10 protein-coding genes and 1 pseudogene are annotated in these 20,450 nt (G+C 61.7%); 9 read left to right on the forward strand and 2 right to left on the reverse strand.

What is annotated here, in order from left to right; all coding sequences use genetic code 11:
* Positions 1-128 precede the first annotated feature (128 nt).
* The 8 genes from dpdE to dpdD are packed head-to-tail and all read left to right on the forward strand — an operon-like array spanning position 129 to position 18,113.
* Positions 129-3,362, forward strand: coding sequence for a protein DpdE (gene dpdE / locus AC1Q6X_RS23140; protein WP_492498520.1), 3,234 nt, complete (start codon positions 129-131; stop codon positions 3,360-3,362).
* Positions 3,359-5,896, forward strand: a complete 2,538-nt coding sequence (dpdF, locus tag AC1Q6X_RS23145) for a protein DpdF (protein ID WP_492498521.1) — start codon at positions 3,359-3,361, stop codon at positions 5,894-5,896. Before dpdE ends, dpdF begins: the two co-directional genes overlap by 4 nt.
* Positions 5,893-6,792, forward strand: a complete 900-nt coding sequence (dpdG, locus tag AC1Q6X_RS23150; RefSeq protein WP_492498522.1) for a protein DpdG — start codon at positions 5,893-5,895, stop codon at positions 6,790-6,792. Before dpdF ends, dpdG begins: the two co-directional genes overlap by 4 nt.
* Positions 6,789-9,878 (forward strand): protein DpdH, encoded by a 3,090-nt coding sequence (gene dpdH, locus AC1Q6X_RS23155; protein WP_492498523.1) that lies wholly within the window; start codon positions 6,789-6,791, stop codon positions 9,876-9,878. Before dpdG ends, dpdH begins: the two co-directional genes overlap by 4 nt.
* Positions 9,875-10,600 (forward strand): hypothetical protein, encoded by a 726-nt coding sequence (locus tag AC1Q6X_RS23160; RefSeq protein ID WP_492498524.1) that lies wholly within the window; start codon positions 9,875-9,877, stop codon positions 10,598-10,600. Before dpdH ends, AC1Q6X_RS23160 begins: the two co-directional genes overlap by 4 nt.
* The gene (gene dpdJ / locus AC1Q6X_RS23165; protein WP_492498525.1) at positions 10,600-15,309 is read left to right on the forward strand and encodes a protein DpdJ; all 4,710 of its coding nucleotides are present in this window, start codon (positions 10,600-10,602) and stop codon (positions 15,307-15,309) included. The genes AC1Q6X_RS23160 and dpdJ overlap by 1 nt, the downstream gene beginning before the upstream one ends.
* A complete protein-coding gene (dpdK, locus tag AC1Q6X_RS23170) occupies positions 15,310-15,846 on the forward strand; it encodes a phospholipase D-like domain-containing protein DpdK (RefSeq protein WP_492498526.1) in 537 nt (178 codons plus the stop codon).
* A 29-nt stretch (positions 15,847-15,875) separates the two neighbouring features.
* Positions 15,876-18,113, forward strand: coding sequence for a protein DpdD (gene dpdD, locus AC1Q6X_RS23175; protein WP_492498527.1), 2,238 nt, complete (start codon positions 15,876-15,878; stop codon positions 18,111-18,113).
* Positions 18,114-18,152: 39 nt separating this feature from the next.
* On the opposite strand, the gene tnpB is transcribed toward dpdD, so the two are convergent.
* A complete protein-coding gene (gene tnpB, locus AC1Q6X_RS23180; RefSeq protein WP_492498528.1) occupies positions 18,153-18,284 on the reverse strand; it encodes an IS66 family insertion sequence element accessory protein TnpB in 132 nt (43 codons plus the stop codon).
* The gene (gene tnpA, locus AC1Q6X_RS23185) at positions 18,281-18,667 is read right to left on the reverse strand and encodes an IS66-like element accessory protein TnpA (RefSeq protein ID WP_492498529.1); all 387 of its coding nucleotides are present in this window, start codon (positions 18,665-18,667) and stop codon (positions 18,281-18,283) included. Before tnpA ends, tnpB begins: the two co-directional genes overlap by 4 nt.
* Positions 18,668-18,937: 270 nt before the next feature.
* On the opposite strand from tnpA, the pseudogene AC1Q6X_RS23190 reads away from it, so the two are divergent.
* A pseudogene (locus AC1Q6X_RS23190) lies at positions 18,938-19,915 on the forward strand (IS481 family transposase).
* Positions 19,916-20,450: the final 535 nt, after the last annotated feature.

The following is a 20,450-nucleotide window of genomic DNA, read 5'->3' on the forward strand; positions in this document are numbered from 1 at the left end:
CCACTATCCATTAATCAAAAATTTCCCAAAAGATTAACTTTCTGCAACTCGAATTGCTATAATTGTTGGAATTTCGCAAGCAGAGTTTGGCGATCGGCAGAAGTTTCATAGTAGTGTCAGGAGTGGGCATGGGGTTCGTTAAGGTGGCCGATGGCGAGTTGTCTGCGCTCGGTACGGCCAAGGTAGTACAACAGCGTGGGCAAAAGGTCCAGTTGCAGTATTTCGATTTGCCAAACCGGGAATGTATGACGCAGTGGGTCGATCAGTCGGCGGTACGCTCAATTGAGCTGCCGCCCCAAACCCGCGTTTTCGTGAGTTCCGGGGATGGCCGAACTTGGCGGGTCGGTCGGGTTTTGCATTCCAACGGCGACGCCATCCTTGTAAAACTTCCGAACTCGGCGCCCGCTAATATCAAAATAGACTGTCTTTTCGTCCGCTGGTCCGCGCCGATTGCGGATCCCACCAGTCTTCTCTCCCATAGGATTACCGGCACGCCACTATTGGCCGACGCGCGAAGCGCATTCGTCCAAGCTGTGACCACGCAACGCATCGCTTCGCTAGGCATGGGCGCTTTGCTGTCCTCCCAGATTGAACTCAACAGCTACCAATTCGACGTGGTCCGGCGCGTGCTGCAGGATCCCATTCAACGTTACCTGCTAGCTGACGAGGTGGGCTTAGGTAAGACAATCGAGGCCGGGATACTCGTTCGTCAGTATTTTATCGACGAACCCGCTACGGCGCGCGTCCTTGTGATCGTGCCGCCCGCACTCGTCGAACAGTGGCGCCAAGAGTTGCGAGAAAGGTTCGCCCTCGGCCGCGACCTGGATGCCGACATGCTGTCGGTAATCGCGATCGACGACATCGCATCCATCCGCAAAGTCATCGGTACGGTCGGTATGCTGGTGATCGACGAGGCCCATCATCTGTCGCGAGCTGAAGGTGATATGGTGGCGCTTTACGAAATCCTTACCGCGAACGCACCGCGGGTCGCGCGCTTGCTATTACTGTCTGCCACGCCCGCGCTGGTGGACGAGGCCGGGTTCCTGCGCATGGTGCACCTGCTCGATCCAGTGACGTTTCCGCTAGATGATCTGGAGGGATTTCGGCAGCGTATCGCTGGCCGCCAGGAAGTCGCAGAAACCGTCGCGGCGCTAACGCCAGGTAACATGTTCATATTGGATCGGTATCTGGGTCGCCTTGAGGCCGCTTTCCCAAGGGACGCCTTGCTGGCGACCCATCTGAACCAACTACGTGAAATACTGGATCGGTACCCGGACAAGTCCGACGAGGATTTTCTCGCGGCGCTCGCGGCGTTGCGGAATCACCTTTCCGAAACCTATCGCCTGCACCGCCGTATCGTGCGCAACCGCCGCAGTTCGGTGCCGTCCTGGATTACGCCGCGACGCTTAGGTCTGCAGGTGTGGCGCTACGAGTGCGGAGCGACCGCACGTTTCGCGAATGCTGTGGAAACGATGCGCCTCGGAGTTGGTAACAGCAATGCACGCAATGACGGGGCGTCCCTACATAATTTGCTGCATGCCGTGCTTAATCCACTTGATCAGGACTGCTGGGCAAAACTCGTTCCGCAGTTGCAGTGTCTCGATCAGGATCTGTCGCCAGCGCTTGGGGAGCTTGAGCGCGCGCGCGAGCAGGTGGCAGTCGAACAGCGCCGCCTTGAACGACTGGGGCGGGGTGTGAATGAGTTGCTCCGCGATCGATGTGAGGTGGTTGTCTTCTGCGGTTGCGCGGCGGTAGCAGACCGGGTGTACGCACGCCTTGCACGCGAGTTTGGCAAAGCGGCGGCGCGTCACCGGCCCGAGTGTGGCGACGAAGGTGATGAGGTTGCGGAGTGGCGGCGTTTCTTATCCGACGATGAGTGCCGGATTCTGGTGTGCGACTTCCAGGCCGAAGAAGGCTTGAATTTACATGGCGGACGCAAAGTGGTCGTCAATTTCGATGTTGCTGTGTCGCCCAACGTGATTGAACAGCGGTTGGGCCGCGTTGACCGCTACGGTGCCGGCGATGACATCGAATCGTTTTCCTTGCTTTGCGACGATAACCTACTCGAGCACGCGTGGCTCGATGCCCTGCAATCAGGCTTTGGTGTGTTTTCGCAGTCGATCGCCACCCTACAGTACGTCATCGACGACATGCTGCGCACGCTGCCTCAAGGATGGCTCGATCAAGGCGAAGCTTTCATCACCAAGTTGACGGCCGGGTTGCGGGGAGACCAAGGGCTCGTTCAGCGCGAACTGCGGCGGATCGATCAGCAGGACTCCCTGGATGCGCTAACGATCGACGCGAGCGCTGCACATTTTGCACGCCTGGAGGAGGTCGATGATGAATGGCAGTCGTTCGGTGACAAGGTCGACGCGATCCTGTTTCAAACGCTGCAGTTTCAGAAGCGAAAGGCGCCATTTGCGTCTCGACTCGTGGCACACGACCACGTGTTCCGTGTCGCATATGCCTATGACCAGTCGCGCGAAACACTCGTCACGCTGCCGCAGTTCATGGAGTGCTTCTTTGGCGAGATGGACCATGAGGATGCCGCTTTCAGCGCCCGCTCGCCCACTTCGTATGCGTACACCTACCGCAGGCCGACCGTACTAACCGGCGAGGGCAGGAGCAAGCGCTTGCGCCTGCTCCGTTACGGCTCGGGCATGGTCGACGGGTTGACCCGCTTCGTGGAACGCGACGATCGCGGCCGCGTGTTTGCAATGTGGCGTTACCGGCCGCGTGCAACGGTGGATAACCACGGCGGAAGCGACTTGTGCTTCCGCTTCGATTTCATCGTCGAAGCGAACCTCGAGAAAGACAGCGCCGAGTCGAATGGGGTTGCGCCGCGCGCGCTGCGCCGTATCGTCGATGGAGTCATGGTTCCGCAATTTGTCCAGATTTGGCTCGATGACCAGTTGCGTCTGATCGCCGAACCTCGCGCGGAATTGCTCGAACCCTACCGCAAATGGACGGAGGACGACGCCGGACGTGACTTCAACCTCGATCCGGCACGCTGGGAGCGACTGGCGCAGCAGGAGTTGTATGGCGCCGAACACTGGTCGCAGTTGTGCACTAAAGCGCGCGAGGTGGCCGAGGAACAGTTGCGCCAACTGCCGTTTTTCCACCAACATATCAAGGATGCGCTCGCGCGCATGCTCGACCTGCATCGTCTGAAGCGCGGCCAAACGGAAGCGCGGATCGCGCGCCTGCAGGGCGCCGCCTTGGAAGCGGAGCAGAAGGAATACGTCCGTCAGCAAGCGTTCGACGCAAAATTGGAGTCGGCGGTGCGCCATCCTTCGGTCGGATTGGATGCCATCGGGGCGGTGTTCTTGGCGAATACCAATCCGTTCGGTTCGCTGCTATGACCGCGCCATTCGATTTCCCTGCGCTGCAGCAGGTGTGCGGCGGATGGCCCGGACAGCCGATCCCGGACGGTCCCGCCAGCAACGGCACCCTGACTCGCTTGCGCCAGGTGTTGCATACGATGTTGGAGGGGGGCGCGAACTGCTCGGCCGATCTGATGCCGCTGGTGCGCCAGGCGTTGTTGTTCCGCGGCCGCGAAGAAAAGGGCAGCCTCAGCGTGCCCCTGGCAACCGGTTGGCCTTCAGCCAGACAGTGGCATGCGGCCGGGTTCGAGGCCTGGGAAACGGGAGCGTTCGTTCAACTGAGCACCAGCGCCCCGCGCTTGGCATGGCTCGGAGACAGCGCCGACCTGTTCGATGACGCGTTTTCCGAAGTGCCGTCGCCGGCGGTAGAGCGGGTGCCGATGGACCCATTTCTCGCCAGGGCAAGTCAACTCGGGCAATACTTGAACGCTGGTCAACGCGAAGCGTTGCGGGCGATGTTCCTACTGCCGCCGGGGAAGACGTTGTTGGCGAATTTACCGACAGGTTCCGGAAAAAGCTTGTTGGGACAGGCCGCGGCGCTGGTCGAAGGCGGTGTCGGCAAAATGACTATTGTGGTCGTCCCGACGGTGGCACTAGCAATGGACCAGATGCGCCGGATGGTGCAGATGCTGCGCAATGTCGATCCTGGCGGCGACCACACTCGGTTGGCCTACTACGGTGCCGTGAGCGCTGCGGACAAATTGGCAATCCGCCGCGCGATTGCCGATGGGGCTCAGAGGATCCTGTTTACGTCGCCCGAGAGCGTTACCGGTTCCTTGCGCGGCGTCCTCGAACAGGCCGCGCGCCGAGGTTATGTGCGTACAGTCGTCGTCGATGAGGCGCACTTGGTCGTCGGGTGGGGAGATGGTTTCCGTCCGGCGTTTCAGTTGTTGCCGGCGCTGATACAGACAATGCGCAGGTTGAGCGAACGCCAGGCCGTGCGCGTGGTGCTGGCCTCGGCGACGCTCACGGCTACGACGGTGAAGGTACTCCAGCATTTGTTTGGACCGCCGCAGGACACCTACATGGTCGCCGCGGTCCATTTGCGTCCAGAGCCTCGCTATGGACTGCTTGAAGTGGCAAACCTCGCCGAACAGCGGGCACACATTATTGAAGCGGTGCATGCGGCGCCGCGTCCCTTCATCCTGTACGTGACGGAGCCAGGACAGGCCGAATGGTGGTCGCGCGAATTGAAGACGCACGGCTATGGTCGCCTCGGAATCTTCCATGGCGACACCAAAGACTCGGAACGTGCGCGGGTACTGACGGCGTGGGACAAGAACGAGCTCGACGGCGTAGTCGCCACCTCTGCGTTTGGCCTGGGCGTCGACAAGAATGATGTGCGGGCGGTGATTCACGCGACTTTGCCCGAATCGCTGGATCGCTTTTACCAGGAGGTAGGGCGGGGCGGCCGGGATGGCAAAGCGTGCGCCAGCCTGTTGGTATTCGAGCCGGCAGACCTCCCTATTGCCGCGGGGATTTCGTCACCCACGTTCATTAGCAACGAGGGCGGGCTGGAGCGCTGGCTCATTCTGCTGGCCAGTGCGGTCCCGGATCCGGATGACCCGGCGTTGCATTGGGTCGATTTGCGCTTGCGGCCACCACACCTTATGCAGGACTCGAAAGCTAACCTGGGATGGAATCTGCGTACGTTGACACTGATGGCGAGAGCCGGCCTGATAGAGTTGGTCGCGATCGACTCCGGCGTGCCGGGGGGCGACGTAACCAGCGTCGTCGCGCAACTGCGGCGCGCGGCAGTACGTATCGTCAATCCCGGCCACCGTCAGCTAGCGGTGTTCAGCCCGGCGCTCGACCGCGCTCGTACCCAAGCATTCGGTTCTTCCGGGCGCGGTCTTGAATTGATGTTGAACGTCGCGCGCGGAAAAGAGGAAATTTCGGCGGTGCTGAGCGAAATCTATTCGCTAAATCTGCCAGGCGCCACGGTTAGCGTGGCCGCCGAGTGTTCCGGTTGCCCCAGGGACTGGACTACCCGGCATCAGGCTGCGAGCCTCTCCCCGCCGATTGTGCATCGCTTGCACGGCATGGCTCCCCCCGATATCGGAAACTGGTGCCAACGTTGGCCCGTATGGGGCGGAAACACGACGTTCGTCGGGTTTCCGCCCGACCAGTTTGCAGCGCAAGCGCCGGCGAAGGTCATTGAATTGTTGCTCGACGCGCTGCCTGTGCACTCCGTTCTACTTCCCGAGCGCAGCGATGATCGATTGGCGGACCGGGTCCGTGCTTTCCTGTGGCAACGCGCGGGCCGTCCGGTGTTCATCGACAAGGTTGGCGCGAACAGCGCGCAGGTGTTGCGGGGGGCGGCGGGCGAGGTGCGGGTCGTGGTGCTCGATCTCGCACAACCTTTTCCCGATAAGCTCTGGTCGAGCGAATGCGCGCTGCAGGTGATTCTGATGCCGGCCACGTTACCCGACCCTTATAATGCCCAGCGGCGGTTGCTTGACACCCGCCCGCACATCAACCATGAAGAATTTATTGCCAGGTTAATTGGATGAGCTTACTGAACACAACTAACGATGGCCTGCACAATGTGCTGGTCGCATTGTGCGGCACGCTGGTGCTCGAAAAGGTAAAGGTGTTGGAAAGCGAGTTGCTGCAGAAGACTGCGCCGGCCGCGATCGTTCATGAGCAGGGAAAAATGGTCCGCCAGACCTTGAACCGATGGGTCGAGCTTGGACTGTTGCTGCGCGAGGACGGCAGCATTTCCTTGTCGCCCGATTACTGGCCGGAAGGAAAGATCACCCAGGACGAGCTTACCTCCACGGTACGGCGCGCGGCCCGCGCCTGCGCGCTGGCGCCGGCCAACAATACCAACTTGTGGGCAAAGGAAAGCGCCAAGTCGGCCGACCTGACGCGTTCGCTATGCCTGCTGCTGGCGCAGGACGTGTACCGCACGACCTTTTCGCAGCTCGAAATACTCGAGAACGCGCAGGTCGTCAACGCCGAACTGCGCCTGGTACAGAACGACACGCGTATCAACGGCCTGAAAAAATGGTCGCACTTCCTCGGCTTCGTGCGCCAGGGCAGCGCCGAGGACATCGATCCCACGATCGCGGTGCGCGATTCGATCCGCGACTGGATGCTCCCGGGCGAGAAGATGCCGACGAGCCAGTTCCTCGCACACCTTGGAGAGGTGCTGCCCGTCTTGGACGGTGGCGTATATCGGAATGCGGTCGAGCAGGAGTTGGACCGGACCATGCTATTCGTGCCCGGTCCAGGCCAGGTGTCCAGTTCCTTGTCGCGTGCGTTGCTGGGGCTGCGCGCCAGCGGTGACCTGGCTTGGGATTCGCTGTCGGATGCGGTGGGCGAAGGCTTGACACTCACCGGGCGCGACGGCCCACGTCCGGACCTTCGCTTTACCCATCTCTGGCGGCCTGAGGAGTCGAAATGAGCTTGCTCAATTACTGGCCGGATGCGGCCAAAGTGGACCAGTGCATTCGCACCGAAGCCGAGACGATCGATGAGGCGGTGCTGCTGGCGGTGCACGAACCGGTGCGCATCAACAAGCGTAGTGTCAACGGGGCCGGCGTCGAAGACAAGACCGAGCAGGACCTTCTCGACGCGCTGCTGGCCGACAGCGGCAATGGCAGCGCGGTAATCGTGTCGTTGACTGGACCGTCTGGCGTGGGCAAGTCGCACATGGTGCGCTGGCTGAGCGCGCAGTTGGCGCGGCACGAACGGCGTGACGACCTGGTCGTGATTTTGGTGCCGAAGACGGCGAGTTTGCGTAATGTAGTCGAGTTGATCCTCAAGCCGCTGCGCGGCGGCGAATACGATACATTGCGCACCAAATTGGCCACGGCGATCGAGTCGATCTCGCTCGAGGAAGCGCCGGTGCGGCTTGCCACCGAACTGGAGTTGCAATTGAAACGTAAATACGCCGAATGGCATGCGGCGCTGCGTAGTGGCGACCGGTCGTTTGCGGAAAAGGTTTTCCACGCTGAAAGCCTACAGGGTTTGTTGGGCGATCGGGTGTTTCGCGACGGCATGCTGCACCGTGCGCTGTCACGCATCGTCGGCCGGGCGGTGGCGGGCGCCGGGGAGTCAGCGGCCTCCCCGCAGTTCGAGGTTGCCGATCTGGTATGGCCCGACGGCGCCAATTACAGCGGTGCGACGCACAACGCGCGCGAGTATTATGAGCGCTTGTGCGACCACGACGGCGCGATGCGCGCGCTGGCAGTGGACGTCCTGAGCATCGTGATCGACGAAGCGCTGCGTATGGTGTTTCGTTTCGAACAGGCGCTCGGCGGCCTCACGATCGAAGATCTGGTGGGAGCGATCCGGACCCAGTTATTGAAGGAGAAAAAGGAACTGGTTCTGTTGATCGAGGACTTCGCTGCGCTGTCCGGGATTCAAGGGCCTTTGCTCAGCCTGATTATCGCCGAAAGCGATGAGGGTGGAAAGCGGGTGCGCGCGCCGATCCGCACGGCGCTGGCCGTGACCGATGGCTTCCTGCCGCAGCGCGACACCATTCTTACCCGGGCCAAAGGCGAGTGGATCATTGCGAGCGACTATGGCACCACGGACGCGTTGATGGAACGGCTTGTCTCGATGGCCGGACGCTACCTGAACGCCGCGCGCTGGGGACAAGACGAGATTCGGCGTCAGTTCGAAAGCCGGGGCGATCAGTCGCTCGCTGGCCTGTACGGCTGGGTCAAGGCGTTCGCCGCGGAAGATATCGACGCCAACGACGAGGAACGCCTCCGCGCGTTCGGCAGAAGCGCTTCGGGCCACTATCTGTTTCCGTTTAACGAAGCGGCGCTGCGGTCACTATGCGAACTCGAGTTGCGGGCCGACGGCAAGGTGAAGTTCAACCCGCGTGCCTTCATCAACTATGTGCTGCGCGCAACCTTGGACCAGCGTGACTGTTTCGCGCAACAGCAGTTTCCACAGCCCGGGTTCAAGGGAGGCATCCTTCTTTCCGGTGCGGAAACCGACCTGGACAATGTGCAGCACAATCCCGCGCTCCGAGCGCGCCTGAAGCCCGTGCTGATTCATTGGTGCGGAAACCCTGGCAGCCTGTCAGGGGGCCCGGTGGTGCCGAGCGCCGTGTTCGAGGCGTTCGGGCTGCCGTATCCGTTTTCCGGCGCCACGGTGCCGCCGCCGCAGAAGAAGGCTGCTGCGGCGGCTGGCAAGACTGGTGCTGCCACGGTGTTCGAAACAGAGCCCGGGAAGAACGAACCGATGTTACCGCCGCTGCCACCAGACCCCGGCGCGGCCCGTACCGCCAGCATCTTCGAATCGGAGGTCGAGCGGTGGGGCGCGCGGTCGCCACTCTCGCAGGGCTCGTCGCGCGCCATGCGCTCTCTGCTCGCGACTGCGGTTGGCCGTCGGCTCGACCTGAATGCCGCGGCAATCAAAAAGATGGCGTCCCTGATCTGGCTGCCCTTCGTCGGTCACAACAACCCCAACGTGGCGCCGTGGTTTCGCCTTGCAGAGGAGAGCGGCGATGTTCCGGGATGGCTGCGCAAAGCACTGATTGGCCTTGAGCGATGGGGGCGCGACGGGAACTGGGACTATCCGCGAGCCGAAGAAGATTACGCTGTCGCGCAGAGGCTGCTCGACGAGTTTTCGCCACAGGTGGCCGACTACTTCGCAAGCCAGGCGCGCGGGCGCCTGTCTGCGGCGCTGCACTTGACCTACCGCCACAATCTGCTACTCGGCATTGGCGCGGTGAAGTCGTTCCCTGCCGCGTTCGAAAAGATTTTCGTCCCATTGGAGACCGAATTCGACGAGGAGCAATTTGCCGCAACCGACAGCAACGATCGTGCTCCGACGCTCGGCAAGGCGCTGTCGCGCGCCCGCGGCATGCGCGCCCAACTGCAGGAGGCCGTGTTACAGGATGCGGCCTGCTTCCAGGGGCTTACCGGCAGCAAGCCGCTTGCGATCGACTACGTCCAACTGGTCGCCGCGCGCGCCGCACCACCGGATGAAGAGGCACTACGCAACGCCTTGTCGAAGGAGGCCAATGAGCACGTCTCGGATCTGGCCGCCGGGTTCGACCGGTTGACTGATTTGTACCGCGCCGTAGTCGCCCGCGGCGGCAAGTATCTTTCCGATGCCCTCGGGGCGGAGTTCGACAAGCAAGCCTGGCTCGACATGCTGAGGCAAGCCTTCGGCGCGGCCCAAGCAAGCGGGACCTTTCCGTCCGACCTGCGCCCCGTCGAATGCAACGCCTTGCTCGATGCACTCGGCAAAAGCGCCTTGACCGATTTGCTCGACAGTGCGCGCGCAGCACTCGGAACGGCCGAGGAATCAGGAGCGGAGGAGAAATTGCGTACGCTCGGGCGGGTCGATGTGGCATTCCTGCTTCGGACAGTGAAGCAGGTGCGCCGCTTGGCGGAGGTGCTGGCAGTCATTGAGAGGAACCTGCGTGGCGCCGAGGCGGCATGCGTCGGCGTGCCTGAGGACGTGCGCGCAGCGTTTCAGGATGAATTGCGGGCAGCAGCAGAAATTCTTGCGGGAGATGAGGCATGAACCTCAAGGATCAGGCACAACACTTAGTCGAGCGTATCGAGGTCTTGCGCGAACGTCAGCGCCGCCAGGCCGATGCGCGGGCGCTCGATCACCGTCGCAGGGAATGGCGGGACATGTGGTTGGGCTTGGGGCGGACGGTCGAGCAACTCGACTGGATGGGACTCAAGAGCGTTGGCTTGGCTGAGCATGGCAAGCAACTGGCGCTGGTGCGCGGCCTGATCGGCCGTGCCGACGCGGCCCTGACCAGTGGCGCCGACAATGAGGGGCTGACCGAAGGAGGCGCCTGGGGCAAATTGGAGAAGTGCGTCAACAAGACCACCGAGGTGCTGGCCGAGTCGGTGCGTAACGGCTGGGGTCAGTTGATCCGCGACGCGGGGCCGTTCCGTCGCCCGACCGAGATTGAGGCATCGCTGCCGCTGAGCCGGCCGGGTAACCGCGACGCAGCAGCGCTCTATCGCGCCTCGTTCGTCCCTTATGATCGGCTCGGTATGCAGGCGGCGCCGGCCAGCGCCGACGACGTGCTGCTGCTGCGCACGCTGGCCGAAGAACTCAGGGTGGTGATGCTGCGGTTTAATTATGACCAGTTGCCCGATGCGGTGCGCGCGTTTTTTACTGCCATCGATTTGGGACAGGGGGCGCCGCTCAACTTGCTCACGGCAGAGGTGCGCGAGTGGCTCGACAATGAAGGACAATCCGCTAACTTTGTGGTGAAAAGCATCTGATGACCTGGAACAGCGATTTTGCGATCCTCGAGGCTGTGCTCGACGAGATCGAAAAGCATGAGGCGAAAGTGCTCGTGTGGGGCCTGGTCGACGCAGCGCTCAGTTTCGACGAGTTGCGCGGCATCGTTGCGCGCGTGCTCAATACGGGCGACGTATCCGCCTTGATGCGCAAGGACGAATGCACGTTGTTCGACGAGGATGGTGTGATCCAGCGCATGCGCGACCATGGCCTGCTGTTCGAAGCGCCATTCGACATTGGCTACCGCAGTCGGATGGCGGAAGGTGTGCGTTTGTTCGCCCGTTTGCGCCAGTTGTTCCCAAAACATGCCGAAGGTGAAATGTGGGCGAGCGCTCCCACCTTGGTGGCGGACTACCGTCTGCTGTGGCGCCGCCGCAAGTATCCGAAGCGCGATATTGAGGTCGCGCAGGCGCTGGCCGAATTTGCCGATGAGGGCCTGTCGAAGGAGGTGCATGACGCGCTCTCGCACCGACTTGGCGAACAGGCGAGCGACTGGCGCCTCGCCCGTTTCCAGGTCGAGGCGACCAAGCGCGTGTTGCGTGGGTTTGAACAGGGCGTCCAGCAAGGAACGATGGTGGCCGCGGGCACCGGCAGCGGCAAGACCCTGGCGTTTTACCTGCCTGGCCTGAGCGCCGCCGCGGCCGACGTGCAGCGCTCTCCAGTCGCGGGAACGCGGATCCTGGCGATCTACCCACGCAACGAGTTGCTGAAGGATCAGTTCGCCGAGGTGTATGAACAGGCCCGCAAGTTCGACGCCTATTTGACCAGCCACGGCGTGCGTAAATTGACAGTGGGTGTGTTGTTCGGCGATACGCCGACCACGTTCAATGCCATTCGCAACGGCAAAAGGAAATGGAAGCGCACTCGCCATGGTTACGTTTGTCCTTTCATGCGCTGCACACGTTCGGGCTGCGAGGGCGACCTGCATATTTCCGACGCCGACGTTGATATAAGAAAATCCCGCCTGACCTGCGCCACCTGCGGCGAAACCGCAGGATCGGACGAAATCCTGCTCACGCGCGATGAGATGGCGAAGGCACCGCCCGACGTGCTGTTCACCTCGGCTGAAATGCTCAACCAGAACCTGTCGAACTCAGACTTGCGCCATTTGTTCGGCATCGGGCCCCGAGCGCCGTTTCCGCCACGCATGGCGCTCCTGGACGAAGTACACATCTACGCCGGCAGCTATGGCGCGCAAGTGGCTTATTTGTTACGCCGCTGGTCGGCGCTAACGCGGTTTCGTGCAAGTTTCGTCGGATTGTCGGCAACGCTGTCGGAAGGTGCGGCGTTTTTCGCCGCTCTCACCGGACTCGCAGAAGATGCTGTCGAGGAAATCAGCCCACAACCGGACGAGATGCAGGTTGAAGGGGCCGAATACCTGCTGGCGCTGCGCGGCGACCCGGTATCGCGCTCGGCCTTGCTGTCAACGTCGATCCAGGCGTTGATGCTGGCATCGCGCCTCCTCGACCCGCGCCCGAAGGTGGCCGACAATCCGTTCTACGGATGGCGCACCTTCGCCTTCACAGACCAGATGGATTCAACCAACCGCCTGTTCCTAGACCTGGTGGATGCGGAGGGAATGACGCTTAGCGGCAAGCCGAAGGCAGGGGCGCGCGAGGGCGGTCTGGCTCACCTGCGCCAGGCGCGCACCAGTCGCAGCCGCTACATCGGCGGCCAGGATTGGCGCTTGCCCTTGGCGCTCGGCCATCAGTTGAGCACGCGCCACATCGTGTCGCGGACGACGGCGTACGACCAGGGCGTGAGCGCGCGCAGCGAACTGGTGATTGCGACCGCCGCGCTAGAGGTCGGATACGACGATCCGCATGTCGGTGTCGTGCTGCAGCATAAGGCGCCGCGCGATATCGCCCAATTCCTTCAGCGCAAGGGGCGCGCGGGTCGGACGCGGCACATGCGTCCGTGGACCCTCATGGTACTGTCCGACTATGGCCGGGACCGTATGGCGTACCAGGCATACGAGCAGTTCTTTGACCCCGAATTGCCCAGCCGCCGCCTCCCGCTCAGCAACCGCTACGTGATGCGGATGCAGGCGGTGTACAGTTTGATCGACTACCTGGGGCGTGAGATGCAAATGGGCTGGCCGACGGGTACGGTGTGGCGTGATCTAGGACGCCCGTTCGAAGCGAAAGACGCTCTTACATTTAAAGAGGTCAAGCCCGAATTGGCGCCATTGATCAAGGACGCGCGGTTTCCCCTGACGGCAGAGTCCTACAAAACACTGGTGTCGCAAGTCCAGGCGGTGGCCAAGCGCGCGTTCGGGCCGGGTAGTTGGGAAGGAAAAAATTACCTGGAACACCGGGTGCGCAGCACTGAACTCACCCGTTTGCTTTCGCTCTTATTGACCAACAAGGCACGCCAGGCCGATTTTGTGCAATTCCTGAGGCGCAGCATGCGGCTGAGCGAGGCGCAGGTCCAGCCCTTGTTGTGGAACCATCCGCGCCCGGTGTTTCTGGGCGCGGTGCCGACCGCCTTGCGCCGTATCGCTTCGAACTGGCGTTCGACCAGCGGCGGCAAGGACTATGTGAGCGGGGCGCCGTTGCCAGAATTCATCCCGGCCACGCTGTTTAGCGACCTGAGCCTGCCGGAAGTGGTGCTGGTGGTGCCAGGAAACGAAGAGGGCGGCGAAGGTCGCCGTCTGCCGGTGTTGCAGGCGCTAAGTGAGTTGGCACCTGGCAAGGTGTCGCGCCGGTTCGACTTGGCGCTGTGGCTTGCTCCCGACGATGCTAGCGTGCTCCAACTGGCCGCAGATACGGTGACCGAGCAATTGGTCGACGTGCGCTCCTGGTACAACCTAGAGCCGTTGCCGGAAATCTTATTTTGGAACGGCAGTGCGGTGGAGCGTCGGCGCAGTTTCCGGCCCTATGCGATGTTTTTGCGGCCCGTGACGGAAGGGGTCGGCGACACCTCGAATGCCCAACTGAAGTGGGTGTCGCAGATGTTCGCCGAGAATGACGGCACCATCTTTACGCCTCCGGCCGGGGTCGGACTGGCTCGACTGGTCGCACAGGTTGCGTTTCATACGCACGCCCTGCAATCGCCGGCGACGGTGCGCCGCTACGCCCTGGCATCGCGCGCGGACCTGCGCATCAAGCGGGCCAATGCCAACGAATCATGTGGCGCGCTGTGGCACTTCGAGGCCGATGGAGAACCGTGCGGCGTCGGCTTTGAACTCGAATGCGACGCGGTCGTCTTCAAGCTGAGCGTTCCGGCGTCGCTGTCGGCACAACTGGACTGGACCGCCGGCGCAACGGGGCGTGCGCTGCGCCAGGTCCGCTATTTGTGGGAAGCCCGCCACGGGCAGACGCTGACCTCCTGCACTGCCAACGTCTTCCGTCGCGAATGGCTAGCGCAGATTTTCGTGTCGACCGTGACGCTACTCGCGGTCGACCGGGCGGTCCCACTGGCCGACGCGATTGCGGCCGTCAGCGACGGACAACATGGCGCCGCGTTCGAGCAGGTGCTCGCTGCCACGTTCCAGTCGCCACTGCCCACGGATGGGGAAAGTCCGGATCGTCTGCGGCGGGAGTTGAGCGAAGACCTCGGCAATGCGGCGGTGCTCGCTGCGTTGGCCCGCACCGCGCAGGTTTTGGTGGCGCCGATCGACGGTACTTGGGACGCTTGGTTGGAAGCGACGTTGCGCCAGACGCTTGCGGCTGGCGTGCTCGAGGCTATCCAGCAATTCTGTCCCGAGGTGGCGTCTGACCAACTGGTGGTCGACATCGACCCGGGGGTGCGTCAGGATGGAAGCTTGCGCGAGACGCAGGAAATCTGGGTTAGCGAGATCAATCCCGGCGGTAACGGCTTGATGGAACAGTTCTACACGAGCTACGCCGACCAGCCCGAGCGCTTCTTCAGGCTTGTGGAGTCGGCGTTGGCGTCGTCCGAGTTCGAAGTGATTGACACGCAGTTGCGTGACGTCGTCCGCCGTCTTGGCGGTCCTGAAGCTGATGACGAACTAGCCGCGCAGGTAACCGCGGTTCGCTCGGCGCCGACCGTGCAGGCGACTGACGAAGCATTTCTGGCGCTTCGGCGCGCGCTGGTCGAACGCGGAATTTCGCTGTTCCACGGCTTTGCTTCGGCGTTGAGTTCGCGCATCCTGCGGCGTGACATGCCGCGCGGGTTCGACCAACTATTGAATGAGTTGCTGGAGAAGTGGGACCGTGTCGAAGACGTGCTCGGCATCGAGATCGACGCCCGAGTCATCGCGACCATGTACAGCGACGACGTGCGGATTGAGCAGGAACTGGGCCGCGCGGGATTTAGCCTGCCTGCGTCGGTAGGGCGCGATTGGCGCTTCAACGTCCTATACGGCTTGTTGTGGGCGCGCGGGAACCAACTGCGCTCGGCCGGCCTGCAACTGCCGAACCGCTTCGTGCAGGGCCACCCCGCCACCGAACGCCTGCTGCTGGCGCCGTGGGCGACGGTACCGGAACCACCCATCGATGCCATGGCGGCGGATTGGCAGGCGCAGGCGAGCGAACGGCTCGCGCAGCGGGGCAGGGCGGTGTTAGAGGTGCCGATGCAGCAGCGTGTTAGACTGCAAGAGTTGTTCGCTTGGTCGGTCTCCGAGCCGGTCCAGTTGGAATACCTAAATCTCTACCCCCGCCTGAGCGGCGTGCGTCGTCGAGGCGCAGTGTACGAGTTGCAATTCGAATTACGGGAAGCGATGTAGATGAACGACCGCCATATTTACAAGAGCGCGACCACGGCGCAGCATGCCGTCAGGGACGTGCTGACCGCGCTGTTCGCGCGGGAATTAATCATGCCCAGCGACGAATTATTCCTGGTTGAGCCTTGGATCAGCAACATCGTCATCATCGACAACCGCGAAGGCACGTTCGACACGCTCAATCCGGGCTGGGGCAAGCGCGAAGTCCGACTGGCGGAGGTGCTGGCAAACCTGGCGGCGGGGGGTACGCGGATCCATGTCGTTGTACGGCCGGATCCGCACAACCAGCGCTTCCTGGGCCTTCTCGAGGAGGCGATGCTTGACGCCGGATGCGCCGATGACGCGCGCCGCACGGTACGTCAACTCGCGGAGCTGCACACGAAAGGACTCTTGTTCGGCCGGCAGGTCTTGCTGAAGGGGTCGATGAATCTGACCGAAAACGGTGTCAGTTTCAATGATGAGCAAGTGTCGGTCATTTTCGACGGCAAGGCGATCGCAGACGCCCACGTTCATTTCGACAGTTATCTGGCGGTTTTCTGATGACTTCTAGCAATATCCAACAGACTGCCTTGATCGACAGCGTCTTCTCGGCGCCAAATCAGCTGTTCTACGACGGTACCGACGCCGCCCCGGCGCCGGTAGTGGCGGCTCGACTCGGCATCCGGCACTTCCTTCTTGGCAGACGGGACTGGCCTTTGCTTCTGCCTGTCCAGCGCGGCGGCCCGGAAGGGCTATGCTGGTACATGTGCGCGCACAGCGAGATCCAGATGCGCGCCTTGTATGACGAAATGCGGGCCTTCATCGGGCCGACCTATGCGCATTTTCCGTTAGGACGCGCGGTGCTGGACGCGAACGATACGATCGAGTACGCACTCGCTTTGTATTTCGACTGCAGGGTGCTTAAGCTCCCGGTGCCTGCGCGGGATGACGCAAAGGCCTGCCGGCAGATCGGGCATTACTTGTCGCTGCTGTCGGCCCGGCCGAGCATTACAGCACAGGCGGTGACTACATTCAGCCAGTTACGTTCACGCTTCGATGTCGCGCTGCTGGCGGGGAACGAGAGCACTGCTCAGGAATACCTGACGGCGCTGTCCGCACGCGACCTCAGCACGGAAAACCGACACTTTCTAAAGCTGCGCTTCTACGCAGCGCTCGGCTACTGGGACAAAATTGTCGACTACCCGTTGCTTCCCAGCCTGCTCGAACTTAAGCTCCCGCCTGAAACATACAGCGATATTTTTGAAGCGCTCTATCAGGCCAGGCTTCATCGGGTGGAGGAATCCGGTTCGCTCGACTTGCTGATCGAGGCATTCCAGGATCGCCTTTTCCAGCCGTACTCGACGCTGTTCCGTACGCGGCGCCAGTCGTCCCGTCCGGCGGTCCTCAAAGGATTCGTTTGCCGGGAACTATCGCTCCCCGCGCCTGACCCGCAGCATTGCCTTGGCTTGTTGGACCAACTGCCGGCAGGCGCGTTTCCACCCGAGATCGAAAAGGCTGTGCGTGCTCGATGTGGGAAGCTAGCGACGCCCGATCCGCTGCTGGCCGCACGTACGGCGCTGGAAAGGGAGGACTTTGACCGGGCGTACGAGTTGTACGGTTCGCTCGCGCCGACACTGGAGAGCCTGTGTGCGATGCTGCGCTGCGCACGCGAGATCGGTAATGCGGAGTTGGCTCGGTCGTTGCTTGGTGTGTTGGTCCAAGCGCCGCAAGAACTGCAAGATGCGGTGGTAGAGCGCACGCCCCGCATGCATGAGTTGGTGTTGGCGTTGGTAGCCGAGACCGCGGCGGCGCCAGCGGCACGCGCTTCAAGCGTGCAGCGACTTGATTGGCTAAAGCATGAAGGCGAGACCGCGCAAGGGTATGTGGAGCGGTGGCGTGAAGGCGCCGCGGCGTGGGACCCGGCTGAACTGCTGGCCGAGGTGGGCTGCGGCAATACCGCGGCGGGCATCATCGAAACGCTGTCGCTGATCGAGCCCGAAGTGTTTGAGCAGGTGTTCCCGTTGTGGTACCGTCTGTTCATCGAGCGCATGCCGTTGCCGGATACGCGCTTGGTGCCGGTCTATTTGGCGCTGATGGCCACCCTTCGGGTGCGTGAGGTGTTCGCGGAGGACGAGCTGACGCTCGTAAAACGCGCTGCTGCGTGCGTCCTGGAGTGCAATGTGACCGTGGCGCTGTACGAAAACATGGTTCACGAACTAGATGCGATTTTGAAAAGCGTGCGGTCGCTGCAAGCTATCGACTGGGCACTCGAGATGGCCGACCAACTCTGGACATCTGGAGCCGCATCGCCCGAGGCGCGGTTGCGCTTTCTCAGCGCAGTGATCGACTTGGCGCAACAGTTCAGCCGGCGCCTAAGCGCATTACAGCGCGAGGTGGTGAAGCAAATCGGCGCGGACGCCGGAATGCCGGTCGAGTTCAATGCGGTGGCCGCTGAGGACGTTTCGGTCACGGAGGCGATTCCGGTCACGGGCAGGGTGGCAATTTATACGCTTGATGCGGCGGTCGCCGAGCGCGCGAGATTGTTACTGCTACGCAGTTATCCGCAACTGCGCGTTGACCTGAACAGCGATACGGTGTGTACGACCGAACTGAAACAGTTGGCGCGTAATGCAGACTGGTTCGTATTTGCGTGGCGCTGCGCAACGCACCAGGCGTGGTTCTGCGTCAAGGCGGCGGTGGGTGAAAGCGGAAAGCTGTGCTGGGCGAGCGGTAACGGTGCGGCAAGCCTGGCCCAGGCTGTAGAACGACAACTCGCCGAAGGACTGGATCAGCTGGGGGGAACAGCGTGCCGCGATCGCCATCCGTAACGCCATCCACGGCCAGCATTGGCGCGCGTTCAACTTCGCTTAGCTCCCGTTGCGCCGTAAGTGTAAATCCAGCGCCGTCTCGACCTTGGCGGCCATGCCGTTGAAGCCGCAGCGCATGTCGGTGATGCCGGCGGCGATCCAGATCCGGGTGTGGACTGGCAGGGCGATCATGGCAGCAGCCGCTGCAACACCAGGGCCAGTGTGGTCGCTTCGACGGCGCCCTCTAGCCGCAACCGCGTTTTGCCGACCGTCTGGTCGATGACACCGACGGACGCGGGTACCTGCTCGGCCACGGGCTGTGCCACGTCAGGTGCTGCCACCGTTACCGGCAACAGCGCGCACACCGTGCTGCCCGATTCCTGCGGCTGCTCACCGAACAGTTTGCGCCAGGCGAATACCTGATTGGCGTTGACGTTGTGCTGGCGGGCGATGCGCGAAACGGATGCATTTTCCTGCAGCGACTGGGCAACGACGGCCCGCTTGAATTCATCGGTGTGGCGCCGGTAGTTGCCACGTTTTGAGGGTCTTGCGACTGGTTGGATTATTGTGTCCATAATCGAGTTTGTGGACACAACCAATTTGTGTCTCAACCTCAAATCATGCTGGCAGGGACAGTCGGGGTAAAGACGGCGCTGGCTTTACGCTTACGATGCGCCGTCGCCGTCTCATTCTGCGCCAGTTGGGTACATGTTTAGTTTCGTGCGATCATATTCCTCGCCGCAGCATCGCCCTGTCCCGCGCCAGAGCTGTGCTTGACGAGTTGATCGGCGGTTTGTCACCGAGATCGTCCCACCGGTTTCAGCACATCGCATAAACTTCAGTCCATGAACTCACGCATTCGCCCTCAAGCCCGCACCACCCCGAAAATCCGGCAGGAAATCAATGAGTCCGGACTGTCCGACCGCGAGGCCGCCAAGGTCTTCAACATCACCCGTGCCACGGCTGCCAAGTGGCTCAAACGGGACGATGTACAAGACCGTTCGCACCGAGCCAATACGCTGCATACCACGCTGAGCGCGACGTAGGAGGCCATCGTGCTCTCACTGCGCCAGTCGCTCTATCTGGCGCTCGACGACCTGCTATACATTACCCGGCAATATATCCATCCCGACGTCTCGCGCTCGGGCATTGCCCGTTTGCTCAAACGCGAAGGCATGGCCCACCTGGAAGACGTGATTCCCAAGGCCGAGGGCGAGACAATCTCGGCCAAGAAGACCTTCAAGGACTACGAGCCCTGCTTTGTTCATGTCGACGTCAAATACTTGCCGCAGATGCCAGACGAAACCTCGCGCCGTTATCTGTTCGTGGCCATCGACCGGGCCACGCGTTGGGTGTTCCTGCATATCTACGGTGCTATGACAGACAAAAGCAGCGTCGACTTTCTGCGCCGGCTCAAGTTGGCCTCGCCGATCAAGATCATTCAACTGCTGACCGACAACGGCTCGCAATTCACCGACCGCTTCACAACAACGGACAGGAAGCCCAGTGGCCAGCACGCCTTCGATCAAGTCTGCGCCGCCATGGGCATCGAACACCGCCTGGTACCGCCCCGGCATCCGCAAACGAATGGCATGGTCGAACGATTCAACGGCCGTATCAGCGAGCTCTTGCAGCAGACCCGATTCGACAGCCGCGCCGATCTGGAGACGACCTTGCTCAACTATTTAAAGCTTTACAACCACCATATTCCACAACGGGCCATCGGTGCAAAAACACCCATCCAGGCGCTCAAAGAATGGCAGAAAAAGAAGCCGGACCTATTCGTCAAGCGCGTTTATGATCAAACGGGACTGGACACTTAAGCGGGTGTTGATGGCAGCAAACGATATCAATATCCGTGTGAGTGGCGTCGTTGTCAAAACGCACTTGCTGGCCAGCTCAGGTTGCGCATCAACTCAGTGACGACGACCTTGTACGTCTGGAGGGCAACAAAACCGTCAGTAATAACTGGATGGTCGTCGGCACGGGGGGCAGTGCGTCACCGGCCCGGGGGACGGAAATAGGTTGATTTCCCAGGCGGTAGGGGATTTAACGGTGACTGTCGGCGTCATCGCGAACGCTGGCGTGAATGGCCAGACCGGCTTGATTGCCAACAATAAACTGAGCATGAATCAGTAAAGATATATGCGTCTCGCGCCCAACGCGCCTGGCTACGCGGCAGAGGTATTGCGCCAAGCTTGCCTGCTACGGCATCGAGTCGCGCAAGCAGTTGGAAAAATGGTGCTGGTTAGTCGAACGCGCGCTCGGCAAGCGCCGCCTTTTTCGTCGGCTGAGTATTCGCTCTGAACGTCGTGCCGGTATTCACCAGGCATTCCTGTCTCTTGGCTGTATATCTAG

This window comes from Janthinobacterium sp. GW823-FHT06H09 (genome assembly GCF_058794735.1).

Bases quoted from the DNA above. Each gene is read 5' to 3' on its own strand.
- dpdE (WP_492498520.1), top strand. From the start codon at position 129: ATGGGGTTCGTTAAGGTGGCCGATGGCGAGTTGTCTGCGCTCGGTACG.
- dpdF (WP_492498521.1), top strand. From the start codon at position 3,359: ATGACCGCGCCATTCGATTTCCCTGCGCTGCAGCAGGTGTGCGGCGGA.
- dpdG (WP_492498522.1), top strand. From the start codon at position 5,893: ATGAGCTTACTGAACACAACTAACGATGGCCTGCACAATGTGCTGGTC.
- dpdH (WP_492498523.1), top strand. From the start codon at position 6,789: ATGAGCTTGCTCAATTACTGGCCGGATGCGGCCAAAGTGGACCAGTGC.
- AC1Q6X_RS23160 (WP_492498524.1), top strand. From the start codon at position 9,875: ATGAACCTCAAGGATCAGGCACAACACTTAGTCGAGCGTATCGAGGTC.
- dpdJ (WP_492498525.1), top strand. From the start codon at position 10,600: ATGACCTGGAACAGCGATTTTGCGATCCTCGAGGCTGTGCTCGACGAG.
- dpdK (WP_492498526.1), top strand. From the start codon at position 15,310: ATGAACGACCGCCATATTTACAAGAGCGCGACCACGGCGCAGCATGCC.
- tnpB (WP_492498528.1), bottom strand. From the start codon at position 18,284: ATGATCGCCCTGCCAGTCCACACCCGGATCTGGATCGCCGCCGGCATC.
- tnpA (WP_492498529.1), bottom strand. From the start codon at position 18,667: ATGGACACAATAATCCAACCAGTCGCAAGACCCTCAAAACGTGGCAAC.